The sequence below is a fragment of the Sphingobacterium sp. UBA1897 genome, from assembly GCF_002337775.1.
GTDB lineage: Bacteria > Bacteroidota > Bacteroidia > Sphingobacteriales > Sphingobacteriaceae > Sphingobacterium > Sphingobacterium siyangense.
Genome location: NZ_DDGR01000027.1, coordinates 201,474 through 220,021 on the forward strand (window position 1 = coordinate 201,474; position 18,548 = coordinate 220,021).

The window sequence follows — 18,548 nt, forward strand, 5'->3', positions numbered from 1 at the left end:
TATATGTTAAACCTTTGTATGTTATAAATCTTAAAAAGGTTAATGTGTCAGTGTCTCCGGAATTTCTTCTACTTCCACTTCACAGGAATCCGTTACTTCAATAAATTTAACCGGCACAACCTCATTCACCAATAATGGATCGTATAAGGTCCGTACTTTGACATAGTTTTTAGAAAAACCATGCATATAACCATCTTTTTCGTCTGCTTCAAACAAAACATCACCAGTCTCACCAAGCTGTGACTCATAAAACGCACGGCGCTTCTTCTCCGAAAGGATGTGCAACATTTTGCTACGGTCGCTGCGTTGAGCTCCCGGTACAGCACCGTCCATTTGAGCAGCAATCGTATTCTCCCTTTCTGAATAGGTAAAGACATGCAGGTAAGAAATATCCAAATCATTCAAGAAATTGTATGTATCGATAAAGTCTTCACGTGTTTCTCCCGGAAATCCGACAATAACGTCAACACCGATACAGCAATTAGGCATCAATGACTTGATAAAAGCGACGCGCTCTGTGTAAAGCTCTCTTTTGTACCTTCTGCGCATTAAACCCAGAATTTTATTGCTTCCAGACTGCAATGGCATATGGAAATGTGGAACAAAACGTTTTGATTGGGCCACAAACTCAATAATATCATTGGAAAGAAGATTGGGTTCTATCGAGGAAATACGGATTCTATCAATCCCTTCGACTTCATCCAGTGCTTGTACCAAATCCAAGAACCGGTCTTCGCGCTTACCATCCCGAATGCCAAAATCGCCAATGTTTACACCTGTTAAAACGATTTCTTTGACGCCTGAAGCTGCAATTTCTTCTGCTTGACGCACAATATCTTCGATCTTGCCCGAGCGACTTCCGCCACGTGCCAAAGGAATCGTACAAAATGTACATGAATAATCGCAGCCGTCCTGTACTTTTAGGAACGTACGCGTACGATCGCCAATCGAATAAGCCGAGACAAATTGATTGGTCTCATCGATTGGACCATTATAAACGATCGTTTTTTCCTGTTTCGTCAAATCATTGATATGCTCAATAATATTAAACTTTTCAGCTGCACCTAAGACCATGTCCACTCCGGGAATCTCTGCAATCTCTTTTGGTTTTAGCTGCGCATAACAGCCAACAATCGTAATATAGGCGTTGGGAGAGTGCTTTAAAGCTTCCTTCACTACTTTTCTACACTTCTTGTCAGCATTATCCGTTACCGAACATGTATTGATTACATAGACGTCTGCACGGCTATTGAACGCTGTGGTATCATAGCCCGCATCTTTAAATAAACGACCAATGGATGATGTCTCCGAATAATTCAGTTTACATCCAAGTGTATAAAAAGCTACTTTTTTATTCTCCATAATATTTTGCAAAATTACATTTTTTTTCAGTAACCCCTCTTACCATTTTAAGTTTTGACTTTCTCGTTATAAGGATTTTCCTTAGTTTTGACTATCTTGAAAGGTTGAATGCACCGGCGGCTTATTACGGACAAACTAAATTAGAGCCGGACATGATGTATTCAAATATTCCCCGATTGAGAATCAGACACATAAAATAGTGTTATTCGTTCTGTCCAGTTCGATTATAGTATTGATATTTGGTATTTAATAATTACTTTTTACAGATGAAACAATATTTAGATTTACTCAGACATGTATATACGAATGGTGTTGTAAAGACAGATCGTACGGGCACAGGTACCAAAAGTGTCTTTGGATATCAGATGCGTTTCAACCTTCAGGAAGGTTTCCCTTTGGTAACGACGAAGAAATTACACCTGCGATCCATTATCCATGAATTGATCTGGTTTCTTAAAGGTGAAACCAATATTCAGTATCTCAAAGAAAATGGCGTAAGCATTTGGGACGAGTGGGCTGACGAACAAGGAAATTTAGGCCCTGTATACGGATCACAATGGCGCTCCTGGCCAACACCCGATGGCCGTCATATCGATCAGATCACACAGGTTATCAACCAGCTAAAAAATTCACCGGATTCACGCCGTATTATTGTATCGGCATGGAATGTTGCCGAAATAGAGCATATGGCATTACCTCCTTGTCATGCCTTTTTTCAGTTTTATGTCGCTCCGGCACAACCTGAAAAAGGTATCTTAAAGCCGCAATTGTCCTGTCAACTCTATCAACGTAGTGCCGATATATTCTTGGGCGTTCCTTTCAACATTGCCTCTTATGCTTTATTGACGATGATGGTCGCACAGGTTTGTGACATGGAAGCCGCAGAGTTTATCCACACCCTTGGCGATGCACATATCTACAGTAATCACTTCGAGCAAACGGAGCTCCAATTGAGCCGCGAGCCAAAAGCGCTACCCCAGATGAAAATAAACCCTGAAGTAAAAGATATCTTTGATTTTAAGTTTGAAGATTTTGAATTGTTAAACTACGAATCCCATCCACATATCAAAGCTCCGGTGGCCGTTTAACAAGAAAGGTACCTGATTTTGTAATATATTTTAGCGAACGAATAATCACCTTATATCAAAAATGAGCAACCCAACGATCACATTAATCGTAGCTGCGTCGGAAAACAATGCCATCGGAATCGACAATCAGATGCCTTGGCATTTACCCAACGACTTTAAATATTTTAAGAGAAATACCGTTGAGCACTCTGTCCTAATGGGCAGAAAGACTTTTGAGGCCATAGGCAAAGCATTGCCAGACAGAAGAAATATTGTCATTACACGTAACGCGAATTTCCAGGGAGAAGATATTGATGTTGCCAACAGCATCCAAGAGGCACTCTTGTATTGCCGGGATGAACGTGAGGTATTCATCATTGGTGGCGCAAACATTTATCAGCAAGCGCTACCCTTGGCAAATAAAGTGCTTCTGACGCGCGTACATACAACTATCAAAGGTGACGCTTTCTTTCCTGAATTACCGTCAGAAGAATGGGAATTAGTTGCCTCAGATTCGCATCAGGCCGATGACAAACATGCATTTGCTTATACCTTTGAAGTTTATACGCGAAAATAATTCCATGTTTACGAATAGCAAAACGCGATAGGATCATGGAGCTTTTTGCTTCATGATCCTATCACCATTAAAAGCTATAGAAGAGCTTACAGGCGCGACACTTTGATCTAAAGCACATGCAAAAATACCTCACCCTAATTTTTACTCTATTCATGTCAGATCTATACGCTCAGAAGATAGATACTGTTTACCTGGAAAAATTACTCCAAAGTCATCCCGATCTATTTCAAAACATATTAAGTCATCCGACGAAAAATGAAGTACAAATTCTGTATACACAGATTGATCGTGACAAATCCAATAAGCCACATTTCAGGTCCTATAGCTATCGACTGAATCCGAACTGGTATTTTTATCCCGCAAGTACAGTGAAGTTGCCGACAGCAATTCTGGCTTTGGAAAAAATCAATGACCTGCATATTGACGGTCTCAGCAAAGATACCCCACTACGCATCGATTCTGCTTTTGAAAAGCAGACTAAGGTTCTTGTGGATGAATCCGCCGCCAATGGCCTTCCATCTGTTGCTCAATATGTTAAAAAGATCTTATTAACCAGCGACAACGATGCCCAAAACAGGCTTTTCGAATTTATTGGCCGTGCAGAACTGAATGCGAAACTAAAAAAATACGGCACTAATTACAGCCGCATTGTCAACCGTCTTGCCATTGGCGACAAAGGCATATGGGCCAAACATACTAACCCCGTCACCTTTTATAAGGGGAAGGATATTATTTATAAACAAGAAGCACAGTTCGATCCCAAGGATTATACCATCGAGCTGTCCAATACGCTTCAGGGGAAAGGTTACATGAACGATAAAGATGAACTTGTTCATGAACCCTGGAGTTTTGAAGGATTAAATGTATACGCTTTGCAAGATCAACAGCTGATATTGAAGAAGCTGTTATTTCCCGAAGCATTTCAGCCTCAAGAAAGATTCAATCTGAAAAAAGATGACTACGCGCTCCTCTATGATTATATGTCGCGCTATCCCTTTGAATCGGATTTTCCAAAATATGATCCAGCAGAATTCTGGCCAACGTATAGCAAGCTCCTTTTTTATGGCCGTGAAAAAAATGCGATCTTAAATCCCAACATCCGGATCTTCAACAAGTATGGAGATTCCTATGGCTATAATATTGATAATGCCTATGTCGTCGACTTTGAACATGGCGTGGAATTTATGCTCGCCGTTGTTGTACAGTCCAATGAAAATGGCATCTACAACGATGGACGCTATGAATATGAAACAGTAACCTATCCTTTTTTAAAAAATATCGGCCAGGTAATTTATCAGGAGGAGCTGAAAAGAGTTAAAAAGTTTAAACCTGATCTATCGAAATTTGATTTCAGAAAATAAAACACAAAAAAGGCTCTCAGAAAATTGAAAGCCTTTTTTGTGTAGCGCCATCGTGGCGTATTTTTATCCCCCTTGGCTAGAAGGCTGCTTATGCGAATGATCAGCGGGCTGTGGCTGAGAAATGCAGTATGTCATCATCGGAATGTATGCTTATCCGCGCTCCAGCCATATAGTCCCTGCCTCAAGTCCTACTGAGATAGAGCAAAACTATTTCGATTGTAGAGCCGTTTCGATCAACTCCCCGTAAAAATCCCCCTCCTTCATTCCAAAAGCCCGTACCTGCTGCGGAATAAAGCTTTGTGGAGTCTGCCCGGGAATGGTATTAATTTCGATAAAATAAAATTTATCGGTATCATTTTCCAAAAAGAAGTCCACCCGAACCATACCCTTACAGTTCAATCTCACATAAATTTCCCTTAAAATACGTGCAGCGCGCTCCTGCTCTTCCGTAGTCAGGTCTGCTGGTGTAATCTCTTCGGTCAATCCAGGTACATACTTGGCTTCATAATCAAAAAATTCACGTGTAGTACGAACTTCGGTAGCCGGCAAAACAACGAGTTCGCCTTTTGAATTCCTAAAAATTCCCTCGGAAAATTCGCGTCCAGTCACAAATTCTTCAACAATAACCTGTTTCCCGGTATTCTCTGCATCAAAAGCTTTATCAATCGCTTCCTGCAGTTGTGCCGATTCCTTTACTTTGGTCATTCCGATACTACTTCCACCGGCATTAGGTTTCACAAAATACGGCAGCGAAAGATTGCTTTCGACGATTTTGACCGCTTCCAGGCGTTGCGATTCAAACAATAAGACCGATTTTGCCAAATGCAACTCGGGAATATCCGATAAAATCGCTTTTGTATACCCTTTATTCATAGTCAATGCCGAAGTCAAGGCATCACATGAGGTATATGGAATATCTAATAAATCAAAATAGCTCTGAAGTCTTCCATCTTCTCCAGGCACACCATGCACCATAATAAATGCTAAGTCAAAGCTTAAGATATCTCCGTTCAATGGAAGTGTAAAATCTGCTTTTGAAATCGGATGCCGCTTACCGTCCAAATCTTCATAGTACCATGCTTCTTTGGTCACTGTAATCAAATATATATCGTATTTGTCGTGATCAAGTTGAGAATTGACAAAGGCAGAACTTTTAAAAGAAACTTCAGCTTCTCCTGTATAACCTCCAGTTATTAATGCTATTTTTGCTTTCATAAATTTTAGCGATTCGAATAGCAAATATAATTTGCTATACACGGAAAAACGAATAATTTTGTGAGGAATAATTTTATTTAATCATTCTGCAAACTTGGCTTTAATATTGCGGTTCTATGCAGAATTAATTTTTATCAAAACAGAGAAATGTCCAAAGTCGTACAATATCTTCAGACCCCCACTTTTAGGAAAAATCTTATTGCCGCTTTTATCGCGATAGTATGTCTATTCCTTTTCGTTTATGTTGGACTGAAAATATATACCAAACATGATGAATCTATAGCCGTTCCTAAAGTGAAAGGCCTTCATATCAGTGCTGCCATCCAGGCGCTGGAAGACGCGGGGCTGGAATATCAAATTGACTCCGTCTACCAGATGGACGCCAAACCAGGAATGGTCATCGAGCAGGATCCCGAACAAGGATTTCATGTAAAATCGGGGCGGACTATTTATTTGACCATTATCACACAAGTTGCACCTGAAGTTGCCTTTCCGAATATAAAGGATAAAACATTGATCGAAGCAACGGCTATTTTGAAAAACCATAACCTTAGAATCGGAGACACTTCTTATGTCGCCGATATCGCTAGGGACATCGTATTGGATGCTCAATTTGCTGGACAATCAATCCGTAACGGGCGCATGATTCCTAAGGGTTCACGTATAGATCTAGTTTTGGGAAATGGACTCGGTGCTAATGAAGTGGAAATACCCAACTTAATTGGTCTTCCATTAAACGAAGCGAAGTTTGCCCTATCTGGAGCTGGTCTAGGCCTAGGCACAGTGACTTATGATCCCAATGTAACGGATACAGCCACCGCAGTAATCAGTGTACAATCACCAGGAATAGAAAAAGGCTTAACCAGCTTAGGGGCTAAAATAGACATAACGCTCTCATTGACGGCACCAACAACAACTACAGGTGCTCCAGCTGGAGGTACGCCAACTCCTAAACCACAGGCAAACCAAACACAGGTTACTCCGCCAGCAGCAAAAGCTCCGGTTCAGTCTAAGCCCGTTGCTCCAGCGAAAAGTACCACAACAAATACGCCAGCAGCTAAATCGACAACAACAAATCCAACTGCAGGGCAGAAAAAAGAAAAAGAAAGTAAAGGGAATAGTCTTGGCTTTTAAGTGTATTGACTTAAAAATGAAGCTGCATGGCATAATCTCCATTATGATGGATTAGCGTTTGTTGCAGATTCAGGAATTGTATAAAATATAAAGATGAAACCGATCCATATCTGGGCGATTTCATCAACCATTGACCGCTAAAGGCTGTATGAATGCCCTTAATAGCGAACAACAAATGAATAAAAAATTTTAGCATGGAAAATAAAAAAGGAATACCAAGTTGGTTAAAAATCATTGCCCTGATCGTTATCGTTATCGGAGGTTATTTTGCTTGGACATTTTATAAAGCATTTTATGCTTCCAATGTATCGGGAGAGAAAAAATACCTGTACATACACGAGGGCGAAAAATATGAAGATGTATTGAAATCAATCAAGGATTCAAATCTTGTGGATGACATCGCTTCCTTTGAGCGTGCCGCACAATATAAAAAATATGAGCAAAGTGTAAAACCCGGACGTTATCTGTTAACCCCTGGTATGAACAATAGACGCTTAGTTGGCAATTTGATTGGTGGCTACCAAGAACCTGTAAAATTCAGATTTTCCAATGTGCGACTGAAAGAGAATATGGCCGCACTCCTTGGTAAAAGTTTTGAGGCAGATTCTGCAGAATTTATCGCGGTACTAAATGATGAGGCTACAGCACAGAAATATGGATTTACAAAAGAAAATCTGATTGCTATATTTATCCCCAATACCTACGAAATTTATTGGAACACCAATCCCGAAAAAGTAATTGCTCGTTTTGATGATGAATGGAAAAAGTTTTGGAATGCAGATCGCACGGCAAAAGCAAAAGCACTTAACCTGACACCGCAACAAGTCAGTACATTGGCTTCTATTGTCAAAGGTGAAGCCTTACACCAGGATGAAATGCCCATGATCGCCGGATTATATTTAAACCGCCTCAAAAAAGGCATGTTATTGCAAGCTGATCCTACCGTGATCTTTGCCAACAACGACTTTACCATTAGAAGGGTATTGAATAAGCACCTTAGAACAGACAATCCTTACAATACTTACATCTATAGGGGCTTGCCTCCAGGTCCTATTTCAATTCCAAGTATTGCTGCAATTGATGCGGTCTTAAACTTTAAGCAACATGATTATATTTACATGTGTGCTAAAGATGATTTTTCGGGCTATCATAATTTTGCAAAAACAGAGGCTGAGCATTTGATCAATGCACGTAAATTTCAACAGGCATTGGACGCCAGAAATATTAAAAAATAATGTTTGTATTTGACCATCAGATTCGTGTCCGCTATGCAGAAACAGACCAAATGGGGTATGTTTATTATGGAAATTATGCTGCATTTTACGAAATAGCGCGGACTGAAATGCTGCGGAGCACGGGGATATCGTATAAGGAGCTGGAAGAAATGGGGGTCATGCTCCCCGTTACGGAGATGAAAACAAAATACCTAAAACCGGGCAAATACGATGATTTGATCACGATACGGGTAACAATCCGCCAGAAACCTGCCGTCCGTATTATTTTTGAATATGAACTGTTCAATGAAAGCGGAGAACTACTCAACCAGGGCGAGACAACTTTGGTCTTTGTCAACATGGAAAAAAATAGACCTTGTATGCCGCCACAGGTTTTCTTGGATAAGATGAGTAACTATTTTAATTGATATGGGGAAAATCCACCAATGGCTATTAAATATTGAACCTTATTTTAGATTAATCGAATGGAGTAAACGTGTCGTACTACCTGGCTTTGGCTCGCTACCACTCTATACTGTGGCCGTATTTTTCTTTCAGGAGCTATCGAGAGATTCCATTGTCAGCAAGGCTTCTTCCCTTTCCTATAGCTTTTTATTGGCCATTTTTCCGGGTATCATTTTTTTATTTACATTGATCCCTTATATTCCGATCAATAATTTTCAGGAACAGTTGCTGGACTTTCTGGCCGTGGTTATTCCCAAAAATGCTTTTCTGGTTGTTGAAACGACTTTGGAGGATATTATTAAAAACCAAAATGGTGGATTACTTTCTTTCGGTTTTTTATTTGCGGCCTATTTTGCAACCAATGGTATGGCCTCTCTGATGAATGCCTTCAATAAGGCTTCCCTCATGACGGAAAGAAGGCCATGGGTCAGAAAACGTTTGCTTGCCTTAGCCTTGGCTTTCCTAATTATTTTTGCGTTAACAGTTGGGATGACAATATTTACCCTAGCTGGCATTACCATAGACTACCTCAAGGAAACAACAGGTATAAAGTCGAGCTTCTGGGCCATTCTACTTAAAGTAGCCCGATGGTTGATAATATTTGCTATTTACTTTTTCACGGTAAGCTGTATTTACAAATTTGGTCCTTCCAACTCCAATAAATGGAAACTCTTCAGTCCCGGAGCTTCTATGGCTACCATTTTAGCAATATTGACGTTTTCCATATTTACCTTTTATATCAATCATTTTGGTGCATATAACAAACTCTATGGATCCATCGGGACACTGATCGTCATTATGCTCTGGATTTACCTGAATACGCTTATTTTATTATTGGGCTATGAGCTTAATGCAGCAATAGCGCTGTCTAAACAAACCATTGTTATTGCCAAACCACGCATTTTCAACTCTTTTAAGAGAGACGAATAGGTGTATAAAATTATTTAAAGCTTCATTTACCCCGTCAGGTTGGCAACAAATGAACGGTAGAAGACGCTAAACGAGCGTTCGAACAGGCAGCTTTACATGTCTAAAGCAAAAGGCCTGTATAACTGAAAGTCTTTCAATAAAATAAGAAAAATAAAATTTTGCATTTAAAGTTTTTTTGTACCTTTGCAACTCCTACAAAGTAGGAAAAAGGAGAAAATTAATTAATGGCAAAAAAACAAGAAGCAGAAAAAGAATTAGCAGCGAAAAACGCAGAGCTACAAGGTGCTGACACTAAAGTAGTGAAAGACACTGAAAAAATTGAATCAGAAGCTGATTCAAACTTAATCGACGAAATCAAATCAAACACTTGGATCACACCAGAAGGTGAATTTGACTGGGATGCAAATGATAAAGGTTTCGGAAATTATAGCGATGCTGAACGCGCTAAACTTGAAGCACAATACGCAGATACTTTCAACCAAGTTAACCAAGGTGAAATTATTGAAGGTACTGTAGTTTCTATCAACAACAAAGACGTAGTCTTAAATGTTGGTTTCAAATCTGACGGTTTAGTTTCTTTATCAGAATTCCGTGACTTACCAGAATTAAAAGTTGGTGACAAAGTTGACGTATTCGTTGAATCTCAAGAAGATGCTAACGGTCAATTAGTACTTTCTCGCAAACGTGCTAAAACTCAAAAATCTTGGGAAGCTATCAATGAGGCATTGGAAAATGATGCAATCATTACTGGTTTCGTTAAGAGCCGTACTAAAGGTGGTCTTATCGTTGATATCAAAGGTGTTGAAGCATTCTTACCTGGATCTCAAATCGATATCAAACCTATCCGTGACTACGATGTATACGTAGGTAAAACAATGGAATTCAAAGTTGTGAAAATCAACCACGAATTCAAAAACGTTGTCGTATCACACAAAGTATTAATTGAAAACGACTTAGAGAACCAAAAATCTGAAATCGTTGCTAAATTAGAAAAAGGTCAAGTATTAGAAGGAACAGTTAAAAATATCACTGACTTCGGTGTGTTCATCGACTTAGGTGGTGTTGACGGTTTATTGCATATCACAGATATCTCTTGGGGTCGTATCGAGCATCCAAAAGAAGTTTTATCGCTAGATCAAACAATCAACGTTGTTGTATTAGACTTTGATGATGAGAAAAAACGTATCGCTTTAGGCTTGAAACAATTATCTGAGCATCCTTGGGAATCTTTAGATACTGCATTAGAAGTTGGTTCTAAAGTTAAAGGTAAAATCGTAACAGTTGCTGATTACGGTGCTTTCTTAGAAATCATCCCTGGTGTTGAAGGTTTGATCCACGTTTCTGAAATGTCTTGGTCACAAAACTTACGTTCTCCACAAGAGTTCTTGAAAGTTGGTGATGAGATCGAAGCGCAAATCTTAACATTAGATCGCGATGAGCGTAAAATGAGCTTAGGTATCAAACAATTGACTCCAGATCCTTGGAAAAACATCACTGAGCGTTACCCTGTAGGTTCTAAACAAACAGCTGTTGTTAAAAACATGACTAACTTCGGTGTATTTGTTGAGTTAGAAGAAGGTATCGACGGTTTGATCCACATCTCTGATTTATCTTGGTCTAAAAAAATCAACCACCCTAACGAATTCACTAAAGTTGGTGAAACATTAGACGTAGTTGTTTTAGAATTAGATGAAGAAAACCGCAAATTATCTTTAGGTCACAAACAATTGGAAGAAAACCCTTGGGATACTTTCGAAACGATCTTTACTGAAGGTTCTATCCACGAAGGTACTGTGATCAAAGTTGGTGACAAAGGTGATATCGTAGCTTTACAATACGGTGTTGAAGGTTTCTGTCCTTCTAAACACTCTGTTAAAGAAGACGGTTCTTCATTGAAAGTTGATGAAGTTACTTCATTCAAAATCATCGAGTTCAACAAAGAGAACAAACGTTTGGTAATTTCTCACTCTCGTATCTGGGAAGAAGAGAAAGAAGAAGCTCGCAAAGAAGAGTCTAACAACCGTAAAAAAGACGCTAAAGCTGAGTCTTCAGCTGTGAAAAAAGTAAAAGATTCTGTTGAAAAATCTACTTTAGGCGACTTAGACGTATTAGCTCAATTGAAAGAGCAAATGGAAAATGATAAAAACGCTAAGTAATTAGCAATTTCAATCCATAAAAAGCGGCTGTTCCAAAAGGACAGCCGCTTTGTTTTTATAGGGATGCTTTTGTAATTTTGTATCAATAAACGTTATTGTTATGTCATTCAAATCAGCCTTAATTAACCCCACCGAACTTCAGGAATCACTGGGACAGCATACAGACATTGTCCTCCTCGATTGCACCATCGACAAAGTTGGTCAATCCATCAAGGATACCAAGTTCGAAGTTCTTCCCCATTCTCAATTTTTTGACATCGAAGGGAAACTTTCGGATGCTACTTCCAAATTACCGCATACCCTCGTTTCTGCAGCGGTATTCGAAAGGGAAATGCAAAGCCTGGGAATAAATCAGGATAGTACGGTCGTATTATATGACAGATGGGGCGTTTATTCAAGCCCAAGGGCCTGGTGGATGTTTAAGGTCATGGGATTTGAACAGGTCTTTATTTTAAATGGCGGTGTTCCTGCTTGGAAAAATAACAAACTGCCCGTCGTAGACCAGTATACAACCGCTGCAAGTCCCGGTAATTTTAAAGCCCAATTTCAAGCAAACCTTTATGCCGATAAAGAGTATATCTTAACACATTATCGGGATACTCAAGTGAATATTTTTGACGCCAGAAGTAAAGGTCGATTTAGTGGTTTAGTAGCTGAACCCCGGAAAGGCCTTCATGGTGGGCATATCCCCCATTCCAAAAATCTCCCTTTCGAAGAATTATTTGACGGAATCGTTTATAAACCCGTTGATGAATTGAAACAGCAATTTGATCATTTTAATGCGACCGGAAATGAATATGTATTCTCCTGTGGATCGGGTATCACGGCCTCAGTCTTAGCATTTGCTTGTCATCTCGCTGGTCATGAGCAAATCCGTGTATACGATGGTTCTTGGTCAGAGTGGGGCCGTGAAGAGCTCAATCTACCCATCGAGAAATAGTTTAAAACAAGGTATTCCAAGAATAGAGATTATCCTCCAAGCGGATTTTTTCGGCATCTAGGAGATTACGGATGATCTCTATTCTTTTCTTTTCTGTGCCTATCGTCAAACTCGCCACCAAATCATGAATGTTTTTGGCTTCAGCAAGTAAACTGCTTTTGATTTCTGCTTTTATATTTGCCCGCTGCTTTTCCTGATGATTGCGGATCAGACATAAATCGCATACTTCACAGAATCCCGCATTTTTCTCTCCAAAATATAACAACAGCGATTGACTGCGGCAATTGCTCTGTTCAATATAACCGATCATGCCATTGACTTCCTCTTCCTTCACCTGATGGCGATCGCGAATAAAAATATGATCGATATGCAGGTGTTTGTAATCGACTCGGTTCTGCAAAAAGGTCAATTGTGGCGCATCTGTAGAAGGCAGATAGCTCGCTATTTCCAGTGTCTCCAACGACTTCAACAGCTCGACAACACGATCATAAGGCAGACCTAACTTACGTGCAAATTCATATTCATTGATGAGGATATAGTTTTCAAATACACCACCATAGCTGCGCAAAATAGCCTTAATAAGCTTATCATATTTGACATACTGCACCTGAACTTTATACAATTCGGCGCTATCAATTTCAAACTTAAAGCGTGAAGGTATTGTAACAGCTTCTGACAAAACCAACCAAGTGTCCCGCTCCAGAAACTTCAGCGCATTCATAACAGGAACCAACGGTAGCTGATATTTTTTTGCAAATGCAACAACATCAAAATCTACAGTCACTCCTTCTCCAGAACCATAGGGAATCTGAAAATGATTACAAAGGTAATGATAGGTCTGTTGAATAAATGGAATATCAGGAAAGCTAGCTTGCAAATTATCGACAAGTTTCCGCTCATCTGCCTTTTGATAAAGAATAACGGGATAGGCCTTCTTGCCATCTCTTCCTGCCCTACCGGCTTCTTGATAATAGGCCTCCAGCGAATCGGGCAAATCGAGATGAATGACAAACCGTACATCGGGTTTATCAATTCCCATCCCAAACGCATTTGTAGCTACAATAACGCGAACAACATTTGTCATCCACCCTTGCTGTTTCTGATCCCGTTCCTGCCCCGTGAGCCCGGCATGGTAATAATCTGCCGAAATGCCATTATTGACTAAAATACGGGCTATCTCCTGTGTTTCCCGCCGGTTTCTGACATAAACAATACCGGATCCACCCAACTTGTGTATGATGCGGACCATACGTCCCATCTTATCCTCTTCCTCAATGGCCATATAAGCCAAATTGTCGCGGAGAAAGCTTTTGACAAATACATTTTCTTTTGGAAAATTCAGCTTCTGCTGTATATCGCTAATGACACGCTCAGTTGCTGTCGCTGTAAGGGCCAGAAAAGGAACCTTGGGATGCAGTTCCCGTAACTTAGCGAGTTCTAAATAGGGAGGTCTGAAATCATACCCCCATTGAGAAATACAATGTGCTTCGTCTATCGCAAAAAGATTTACATTCATAAATCGTATGCGCTCCCTTACGATATCATTGTATAATCTTTCAGGAGAAAGATAGAGAAATTTTATTTGCCCATAGACGCAATTGTCCAACGTAATATCCACCTCCCTCTTCCGCATTCCAGCATAAATCGCGACCGCTTGAATTCCATTTTTTTTCAAATGCTCAACCTGATCTTTCATCAATGCTATAAGCGGTGTAACGACAATACAAATCCCTTCTCGCATCAAGGCAGGTACCTGAAAACAAATCGACTTTCCGCCGCCAGTCGGCAATAAAGCCAGTGTATCTTTACCTGAAATGACCGATTGAATAATTTCTTCCTGCAGGGGTCTAAATGAATCGAAACCCCAGTATTGCCTTAAGATTGATATACTATCTTGCGTCATAAGTTCTCCTTATCCCAAACATACGCAAAATTATCTTTCATGAGATAATTCTGTATTCCCAAACTATCCAACATACGTTTTGTATGCTTGGATTTCTCCATTGAATTGGATCCATCCAGTATAACAAGTTTTGGTCTAATTTGCTTCAATAAACGAGGTAAACCATTTAGTAAATTTTTTCTGACAATGACAAGGTCGGCAGGTGTCATTGTTCCCCCTGCATGCGATAAAATAGCAATTCTACCTAAAGGGAGCGTAACAAGATAGTTTTTCCGCTCCCGACCATTCAAAGCTACAAACTGAACTTTTTCCCTCGTCAGTAATTGGATTTCTCTTCCACATGCATATTGCAAGCCTCGGGATTGCAAAGAATCAAATGTGCTGTAAACGATACTGCGCCCACCTTTGAAATAGCCGATCGTCAGCTCATGTTTCGTATTATAGACCCGAAACCGTTCTACATCTTTATTTTCCAGGTATTTTTGCGCAGTGATCAATAGTATTCCAATTGCACAGCATCCCCCTAGCCAAACGTATTTTTTATCTTTCCATTGAAAAGCATATAAAAAAGAAAATAGTGCAAAATAGGTCAAAAATAGAAGCTCCAGCCCCATAGGTTCAACTTTTATTGTTGAAAAAGCCAAATGGTCAATAAATTTCAAGCAGTATAAGATGAAAGCGATGAGATGCTCCAAAAGAAAGCCCAATAAATCGTTGAGCCCCTGCATTGGATTGATTGTCATAATAAAACCGAGATACATCGCTAATGTTGAAGGGAAATCGACTAATACATTGGCTACCAGAAAATAAGTTGGAAATTGTCCAAAATAATAAAGGCTCAGTGGCGTTGTCAATAGCTGCGCAGCAATAGAAACAGCCAATGCATCTCTCAAAAGCCGTAATATCGGTCTTTTAACCGGAAGGAATCCTTCGACAAGCGGCGAACATATCGTCATACCCAAAACGGCTAAAAAAGACAGCTGAAAACCCACATCAACAACAGCCCGGGGAACGGCCAGTAAAATCAATAATGCGGCAATAATAAGCGAATTCAGTGTTGAAAAGCTTCGTTTAAAATGCTGTGCACACAGCACAAAACTAATCATAATAGCTGCCCGCGTAATCGGCGGATCAAGCCCTGCAATAAAAGCATATATCCAGATCATACTCCATAACAAAATTAGTGGCAGCCATCTGAGATAGAAAGGCCAGGCAATTCGCTTGAAAATAAGGGATAGAAAACTGAATAAAACAGCAACATGCATTCCCGAAACACTTAATACGTGTATCGTTCCCGTATTGGTGAAGGCCTGGATGCTTTCGGCACTGATATCGCTCCGGGAACCATATAATAAAGCTGAAGCAATAGCAAAGTGCTCATCCTTTTTGATATGGGGACGAAGCTTAACCAAAAAATATCTCCTCGTTTGTAAAGCGAGCCCAGTTAATGAAAAAGCCGTTGTTTCTTTCCTACTGATCAGCTTATACCGACCAAAGACTGCGAAAATTTCATGATAGATATGCTGTCTTTTCAAATACTGTCTATAGTCAAATTCCATTGGATTGAATGGCGGAGCTATTTCCTTTACTTGACCTTTTAACCACAATAGATCACCAAACTGCAGTGGGTTCTTCTGGCTGGATTTTAAAGATAACATCAGTCGACCTGTAGTTTCAACAAATTCACCTTTTTGGTAAGCCCCTACTACTTCCGCCGAAAAACGAATGATATCCCGCTTCACCTTGGGCTCTTCAATAATTTTGACTACATAACTATCGGTCACTATATGGGAGAAATGACTGATTGTAACCAAAGGGGCTTCGCGCCAAAATTGGAAAATCCCAAATAATACAACAGACACATAATACCCGTAGATGTAGCCATACTGGCGGATTCTTCCCTTTAATAAATAACAACAAAACGTTATCAAAACCAGCACAACCAATAGCTGCTGAACGCATTGGAAAATGTGGAACGACATAGGTAATTTAGGGGCGAAAAGAAGCGTCACAATATATAGGATCGCTATCTTAAGAGTAGGCAGCCGCTCTAATCTTTGTATAAAACTAAGCTCTTTCATAACTGCCACCGCAACTGTATCTTAACCTCTGACTTTCTATTACCCTCAATTTGGTCCAGTCCAGTCCCAATACTCTCTCGCCCCGGATAATAATAGACCGCATATTTGGTCCATACCTGAAGATGGCGGCTTAACCGATACTGCAGATTGAAATACATTCTCCATCCCCTTGTATTGTACATTCCAAAACCAGATGCATATAATACATCCTGCTCATAAGCATAGATCCGATTATCATAACTTGCCGCATCGAAATACGCAACGCGTATATTCGACTGAAATTTTCCCGCGCTAGACTTCCAGAGCAAATCTTGATAAAGCATATAACCGAAACTATTTTCCTGATACTCTTTTTGGAATAAATTAGCTTCTACACGGGAGCGAATCGTCCATATTGAACTTAGGCGGTAATGAAATTCTACCCTGAACTGCTGTTTGCTGGTATTTACAAGCCCGTGCTCGGTTTGTCCCTCTCCCTGATAATTAACTTGTTTCAATCGGTTACGATAGCGCAATGAAAGTTGGCCTTTTTTGTACCACATGTAACTCAGCTGGCTAAAAAAATCAGCGCCTGTAGATAGCGTATCAGCCTGATACTTTGCTCCCGGGAAACGAAATATATCCGCATAATTGGACCAGAGCAATTTTCTACCCAATTGATACGTTAGTCCCAAATAAGCCCCCTGCTCGTTGGAGGTGTTATCCGATTCACCAAATCCCTGTCCATAAAAAGTATGAAAATTCTTTTTATAGTCCCGCAGCAATACAACCGATGATAAACGTGGATGCAAACTTATCATAGATCCTGCTAACAGTGCTGAACCGCCATCCATGCTGCTTGCATACTCACCAAATAAATAAGCATTCCGAATCGTATAGTTTGCATATAGACTTATATTTCGCAAAAAATCACCTTCAAAGTCCGCCTTTTGCCGTATACCATTGCCTTTTGTTTTAAAGACATTTAATTGTGTCTGATTGAAATGAACACCCATTTTGAACCGCTTATAGCGCCACAACAGATTCAATCCATAGGCCAGTTGAGAGGCGGCATGACGATATTGCTGTTCGGTTGCAGTCCGATGCAAGCCTGAGCTTGCGATCGTTGAAATCGTAGGCGGAGAAGTTGTACGGTTAACTTTTCCATCTATGGATTGGTAGGAGAAATAAGGTGTAATTTCAATGTGCCTAATCTGTAATGTTCCTGCAATGCCACGCATAAAATTAGCCTCATTTAATGACGTATATGACTTTACACCGATCCCTTGTCTTGCAGTATGCTGTACCAATCCCCCTTTTCCAAAATTCAGACCATTCCACATACTGAGTCCCTGGCCAAATTGCAACGCGTAATCGCCGATCACGATATTTTTGAAACGGCCTAAAGACTTTATTGATATACTTAAGCTATAGAAATCAAATCCCATTTTTTGCCTGTCTCTAAAAAATGGTTCCCCCGCATCTTTCTCCATATTAACTGCGATATGAAACCCATCGTTTAACTGGGCTCTATACCTAACAGCATAGCGATTGGCATCGCCAAGATAATGGGATTTCGTCGTATCGATTATACGGTATCCCTTTGCTTTTTCGAGTATCCGGGCGTACCGTATTATAAATTCCTGTTTAAAATTTCTCGATTTCAGGGTTTCAAGGGGAGATCCCGGACCTACCCTTACGAAGGGTAACAACAAACTGACTATCCGCTCATTAAATCCTTCAATGGACTGTAGTTCGAGTACGTTGATAAAATTCCCTGAAATGGTCCTATGGGCCAATAGGTGCTCGATTAATAAAGGGTTCAAAAATTGTAATTCAGTGAGTTCTCTGCCATCAGTTTTGTTGAGATCGATCGGGTGTTTGAGATAATGAGACCACTTTTCAGTGAATTCACTCAAATCAGCATCCTCAGGAAGCTCATCCGATAAGCTTTCAAATAAATCTTGGAGATCGATTTTTTCATTTGTTTGCGCCGTACAGGTTAGTCCAATAAAACAACCTATAAAGAGCAAAATTTTGCTACAATATTTCATAATAGGTTTTAATTAATATTGGCTAAATGCTAGGCGATGAACCTTTTATCCCGGCAGAAAAACGGTTCACTGGTATGAAATTAGGAAATATAAAAGAATAAAAAAAGCCT

Annotated in this window: 14 protein-coding genes; 9 read left to right on the plus strand and 5 right to left on the minus strand. The window is 39.9% G+C overall.

Annotated features, from left to right (window positions below):
* Positions 1-39: 39 nt before the first annotated feature.
* The gene (mtaB, locus tag B4N43_RS19300) at positions 40-1,362 is read right to left on the minus strand and encodes a tRNA (N(6)-L-threonylcarbamoyladenosine(37)-C(2))-methylthiotransferase MtaB (protein ID WP_112373639.1); all 1,323 of its coding nucleotides are present in this window, start codon (positions 1,360-1,362) and stop codon (positions 40-42) included.
* A gap of 266 nt (positions 1,363-1,628) precedes the next feature.
* Between mtaB and B4N43_RS19305 the strand changes: the two genes are divergently transcribed.
* From B4N43_RS19305 to B4N43_RS19315, 3 genes are all read left to right on the plus strand, one after another.
* Positions 1,629-2,450 (plus strand): thymidylate synthase, encoded by an 822-nt coding sequence (locus B4N43_RS19305; protein WP_070565019.1) that lies wholly within the window; start codon positions 1,629-1,631, stop codon positions 2,448-2,450.
* 61 nt (positions 2,451-2,511) lie between these two features.
* Positions 2,512-3,006 carry a dihydrofolate reductase gene (locus B4N43_RS19310; RefSeq protein WP_112373640.1) on the plus strand — a complete coding sequence of 165 codons (495 nt, stop codon included), beginning with the start codon at positions 2,512-2,514 and terminating at the stop codon, positions 3,004-3,006.
* Between the two features lie 152 nt (positions 3,007-3,158).
* Positions 3,159-4,367: a serine hydrolase gene (locus B4N43_RS19315; RefSeq protein ID WP_286735903.1), complete on the plus strand. Its 1,209-nt coding sequence runs from the start codon at positions 3,159-3,161 to the stop codon at positions 4,365-4,367.
* A gap of 207 nt (positions 4,368-4,574) precedes the next feature.
* Here the strand turns inward: B4N43_RS19315 and B4N43_RS19320 are convergent, their stop codons facing one another.
* On the minus strand, positions 4,575-5,582 hold the full coding sequence (locus B4N43_RS19320) for a D-alanine--D-alanine ligase family protein (protein WP_286735904.1): 1,008 nt from the start codon (positions 5,580-5,582) through the stop codon (positions 4,575-4,577).
* Positions 5,583-5,729: 147 nt separating this feature from the next.
* On the opposite strand from B4N43_RS19320, the gene B4N43_RS19325 reads away from it, so the two are divergent.
* The 6 genes from B4N43_RS19325 to B4N43_RS19350 all read left to right on the plus strand — a co-directional run bounded on the left by B4N43_RS19325 (position 5,730) and on the right by B4N43_RS19350 (position 12,421).
* On the plus strand, positions 5,730-6,716 hold the full coding sequence (locus tag B4N43_RS19325) for a PASTA domain-containing protein (protein ID WP_070565008.1): 987 nt from the start codon (positions 5,730-5,732) through the stop codon (positions 6,714-6,716).
* Positions 6,717-6,910: 194 nt separating this feature from the next.
* Entirely contained in the window at positions 6,911-7,951 is a 1,041-nt protein-coding gene (gene mltG / locus B4N43_RS19330) for an endolytic transglycosylase MltG (RefSeq protein ID WP_286735906.1), read from the plus strand.
* Positions 7,951-8,358: an acyl-CoA thioesterase gene (locus B4N43_RS19335; RefSeq protein ID WP_070564999.1), complete on the plus strand. Its 408-nt coding sequence runs from the start codon at positions 7,951-7,953 to the stop codon at positions 8,356-8,358. Before mltG ends, B4N43_RS19335 begins: the two co-directional genes overlap by 1 nt.
* 1 nt (position 8,359) lies before the next feature.
* Positions 8,360-9,325: a YihY/virulence factor BrkB family protein gene (locus B4N43_RS19340; protein ID WP_070564997.1), complete on the plus strand. Its 966-nt coding sequence runs from the start codon at positions 8,360-8,362 to the stop codon at positions 9,323-9,325.
* Between the two features lie 224 nt (positions 9,326-9,549).
* A complete protein-coding gene (rpsA, locus tag B4N43_RS19345) occupies positions 9,550-11,481 on the plus strand; it encodes a 30S ribosomal protein S1 (protein WP_075991301.1) in 1,932 nt (643 codons plus the stop codon).
* A gap of 100 nt (positions 11,482-11,581) precedes the next feature.
* A complete protein-coding gene (locus tag B4N43_RS19350; protein WP_088160433.1) occupies positions 11,582-12,421 on the plus strand; it encodes a sulfurtransferase in 840 nt (279 codons plus the stop codon).
* Between the two features lies 1 nt (position 12,422).
* On the opposite strand, the gene B4N43_RS19355 is transcribed toward B4N43_RS19350, so the two are convergent.
* The 3 genes from B4N43_RS19355 to B4N43_RS19365 form a co-directional block, all read right to left on the minus strand.
* Positions 12,423-14,324: a RecQ family ATP-dependent DNA helicase gene (locus B4N43_RS19355; protein ID WP_088160432.1), complete on the minus strand. Its 1,902-nt coding sequence runs from the start codon at positions 14,322-14,324 to the stop codon at positions 12,423-12,425.
* Complete coding sequence (locus B4N43_RS19360) at positions 14,321-16,306, minus strand: ComEC/Rec2 family competence protein (protein ID WP_286735908.1); 1,986 nt, start codon at positions 16,304-16,306, stop codon at positions 14,321-14,323. Before B4N43_RS19360 ends, B4N43_RS19355 begins: the two co-directional genes overlap by 4 nt.
* A 95-nt stretch (positions 16,307-16,401) precedes the next feature.
* Positions 16,402-18,438, minus strand: coding sequence for a helix-hairpin-helix domain-containing protein (locus tag B4N43_RS19365; RefSeq protein ID WP_286735909.1), 2,037 nt, complete (start codon positions 18,436-18,438; stop codon positions 16,402-16,404).
* Positions 18,439-18,548 lie beyond the last annotated feature (110 nt).

Excerpts from the sequence above, each read along its gene's own strand:
- mtaB (WP_112373639.1), bottom strand. The coding sequence starts at position 1,362 with ATGGAGAATAAAAAAGTAGCTTTTTATACACTTGGATGTAAACTGAAT.
- B4N43_RS19305 (WP_070565019.1), top strand. The coding sequence starts at position 1,629 with ATGAAACAATATTTAGATTTACTCAGACATGTATATACGAATGGTGTT.
- B4N43_RS19310 (WP_112373640.1), top strand. The coding sequence starts at position 2,512 with ATGAGCAACCCAACGATCACATTAATCGTAGCTGCGTCGGAAAACAAT.
- B4N43_RS19315 (WP_286735903.1), top strand. The coding sequence starts at position 3,159 with ATGTCAGATCTATACGCTCAGAAGATAGATACTGTTTACCTGGAAAAA.
- B4N43_RS19320 (WP_286735904.1), bottom strand. The coding sequence starts at position 5,582 with ATGAAAGCAAAAATAGCATTAATAACTGGAGGTTATACAGGAGAAGCT.
- B4N43_RS19325 (WP_070565008.1), top strand. The coding sequence starts at position 5,730 with ATGTCCAAAGTCGTACAATATCTTCAGACCCCCACTTTTAGGAAAAAT.
- mltG (WP_286735906.1), top strand. The coding sequence starts at position 6,911 with ATGGAAAATAAAAAAGGAATACCAAGTTGGTTAAAAATCATTGCCCTG.
- B4N43_RS19335 (WP_070564999.1), top strand. The coding sequence starts at position 7,951 with ATGTTTGTATTTGACCATCAGATTCGTGTCCGCTATGCAGAAACAGAC.
- B4N43_RS19340 (WP_070564997.1), top strand. The coding sequence starts at position 8,360 with ATGGGGAAAATCCACCAATGGCTATTAAATATTGAACCTTATTTTAGA.
- rpsA (WP_075991301.1), top strand. The coding sequence starts at position 9,550 with ATGGCAAAAAAACAAGAAGCAGAAAAAGAATTAGCAGCGAAAAACGCA.
- B4N43_RS19350 (WP_088160433.1), top strand. The coding sequence starts at position 11,582 with ATGTCATTCAAATCAGCCTTAATTAACCCCACCGAACTTCAGGAATCA.
- B4N43_RS19355 (WP_088160432.1), bottom strand. The coding sequence starts at position 14,324 with ATGACGCAAGATAGTATATCAATCTTAAGGCAATACTGGGGTTTCGAT.
- B4N43_RS19360 (WP_286735908.1), bottom strand. The coding sequence starts at position 16,306 with ATGTCGTTCCACATTTTCCAATGCGTTCAGCAGCTATTGGTTGTGCTG.
- B4N43_RS19365 (WP_286735909.1), bottom strand. The coding sequence starts at position 18,438 with ATGAAATATTGTAGCAAAATTTTGCTCTTTATAGGTTGTTTTATTGGA.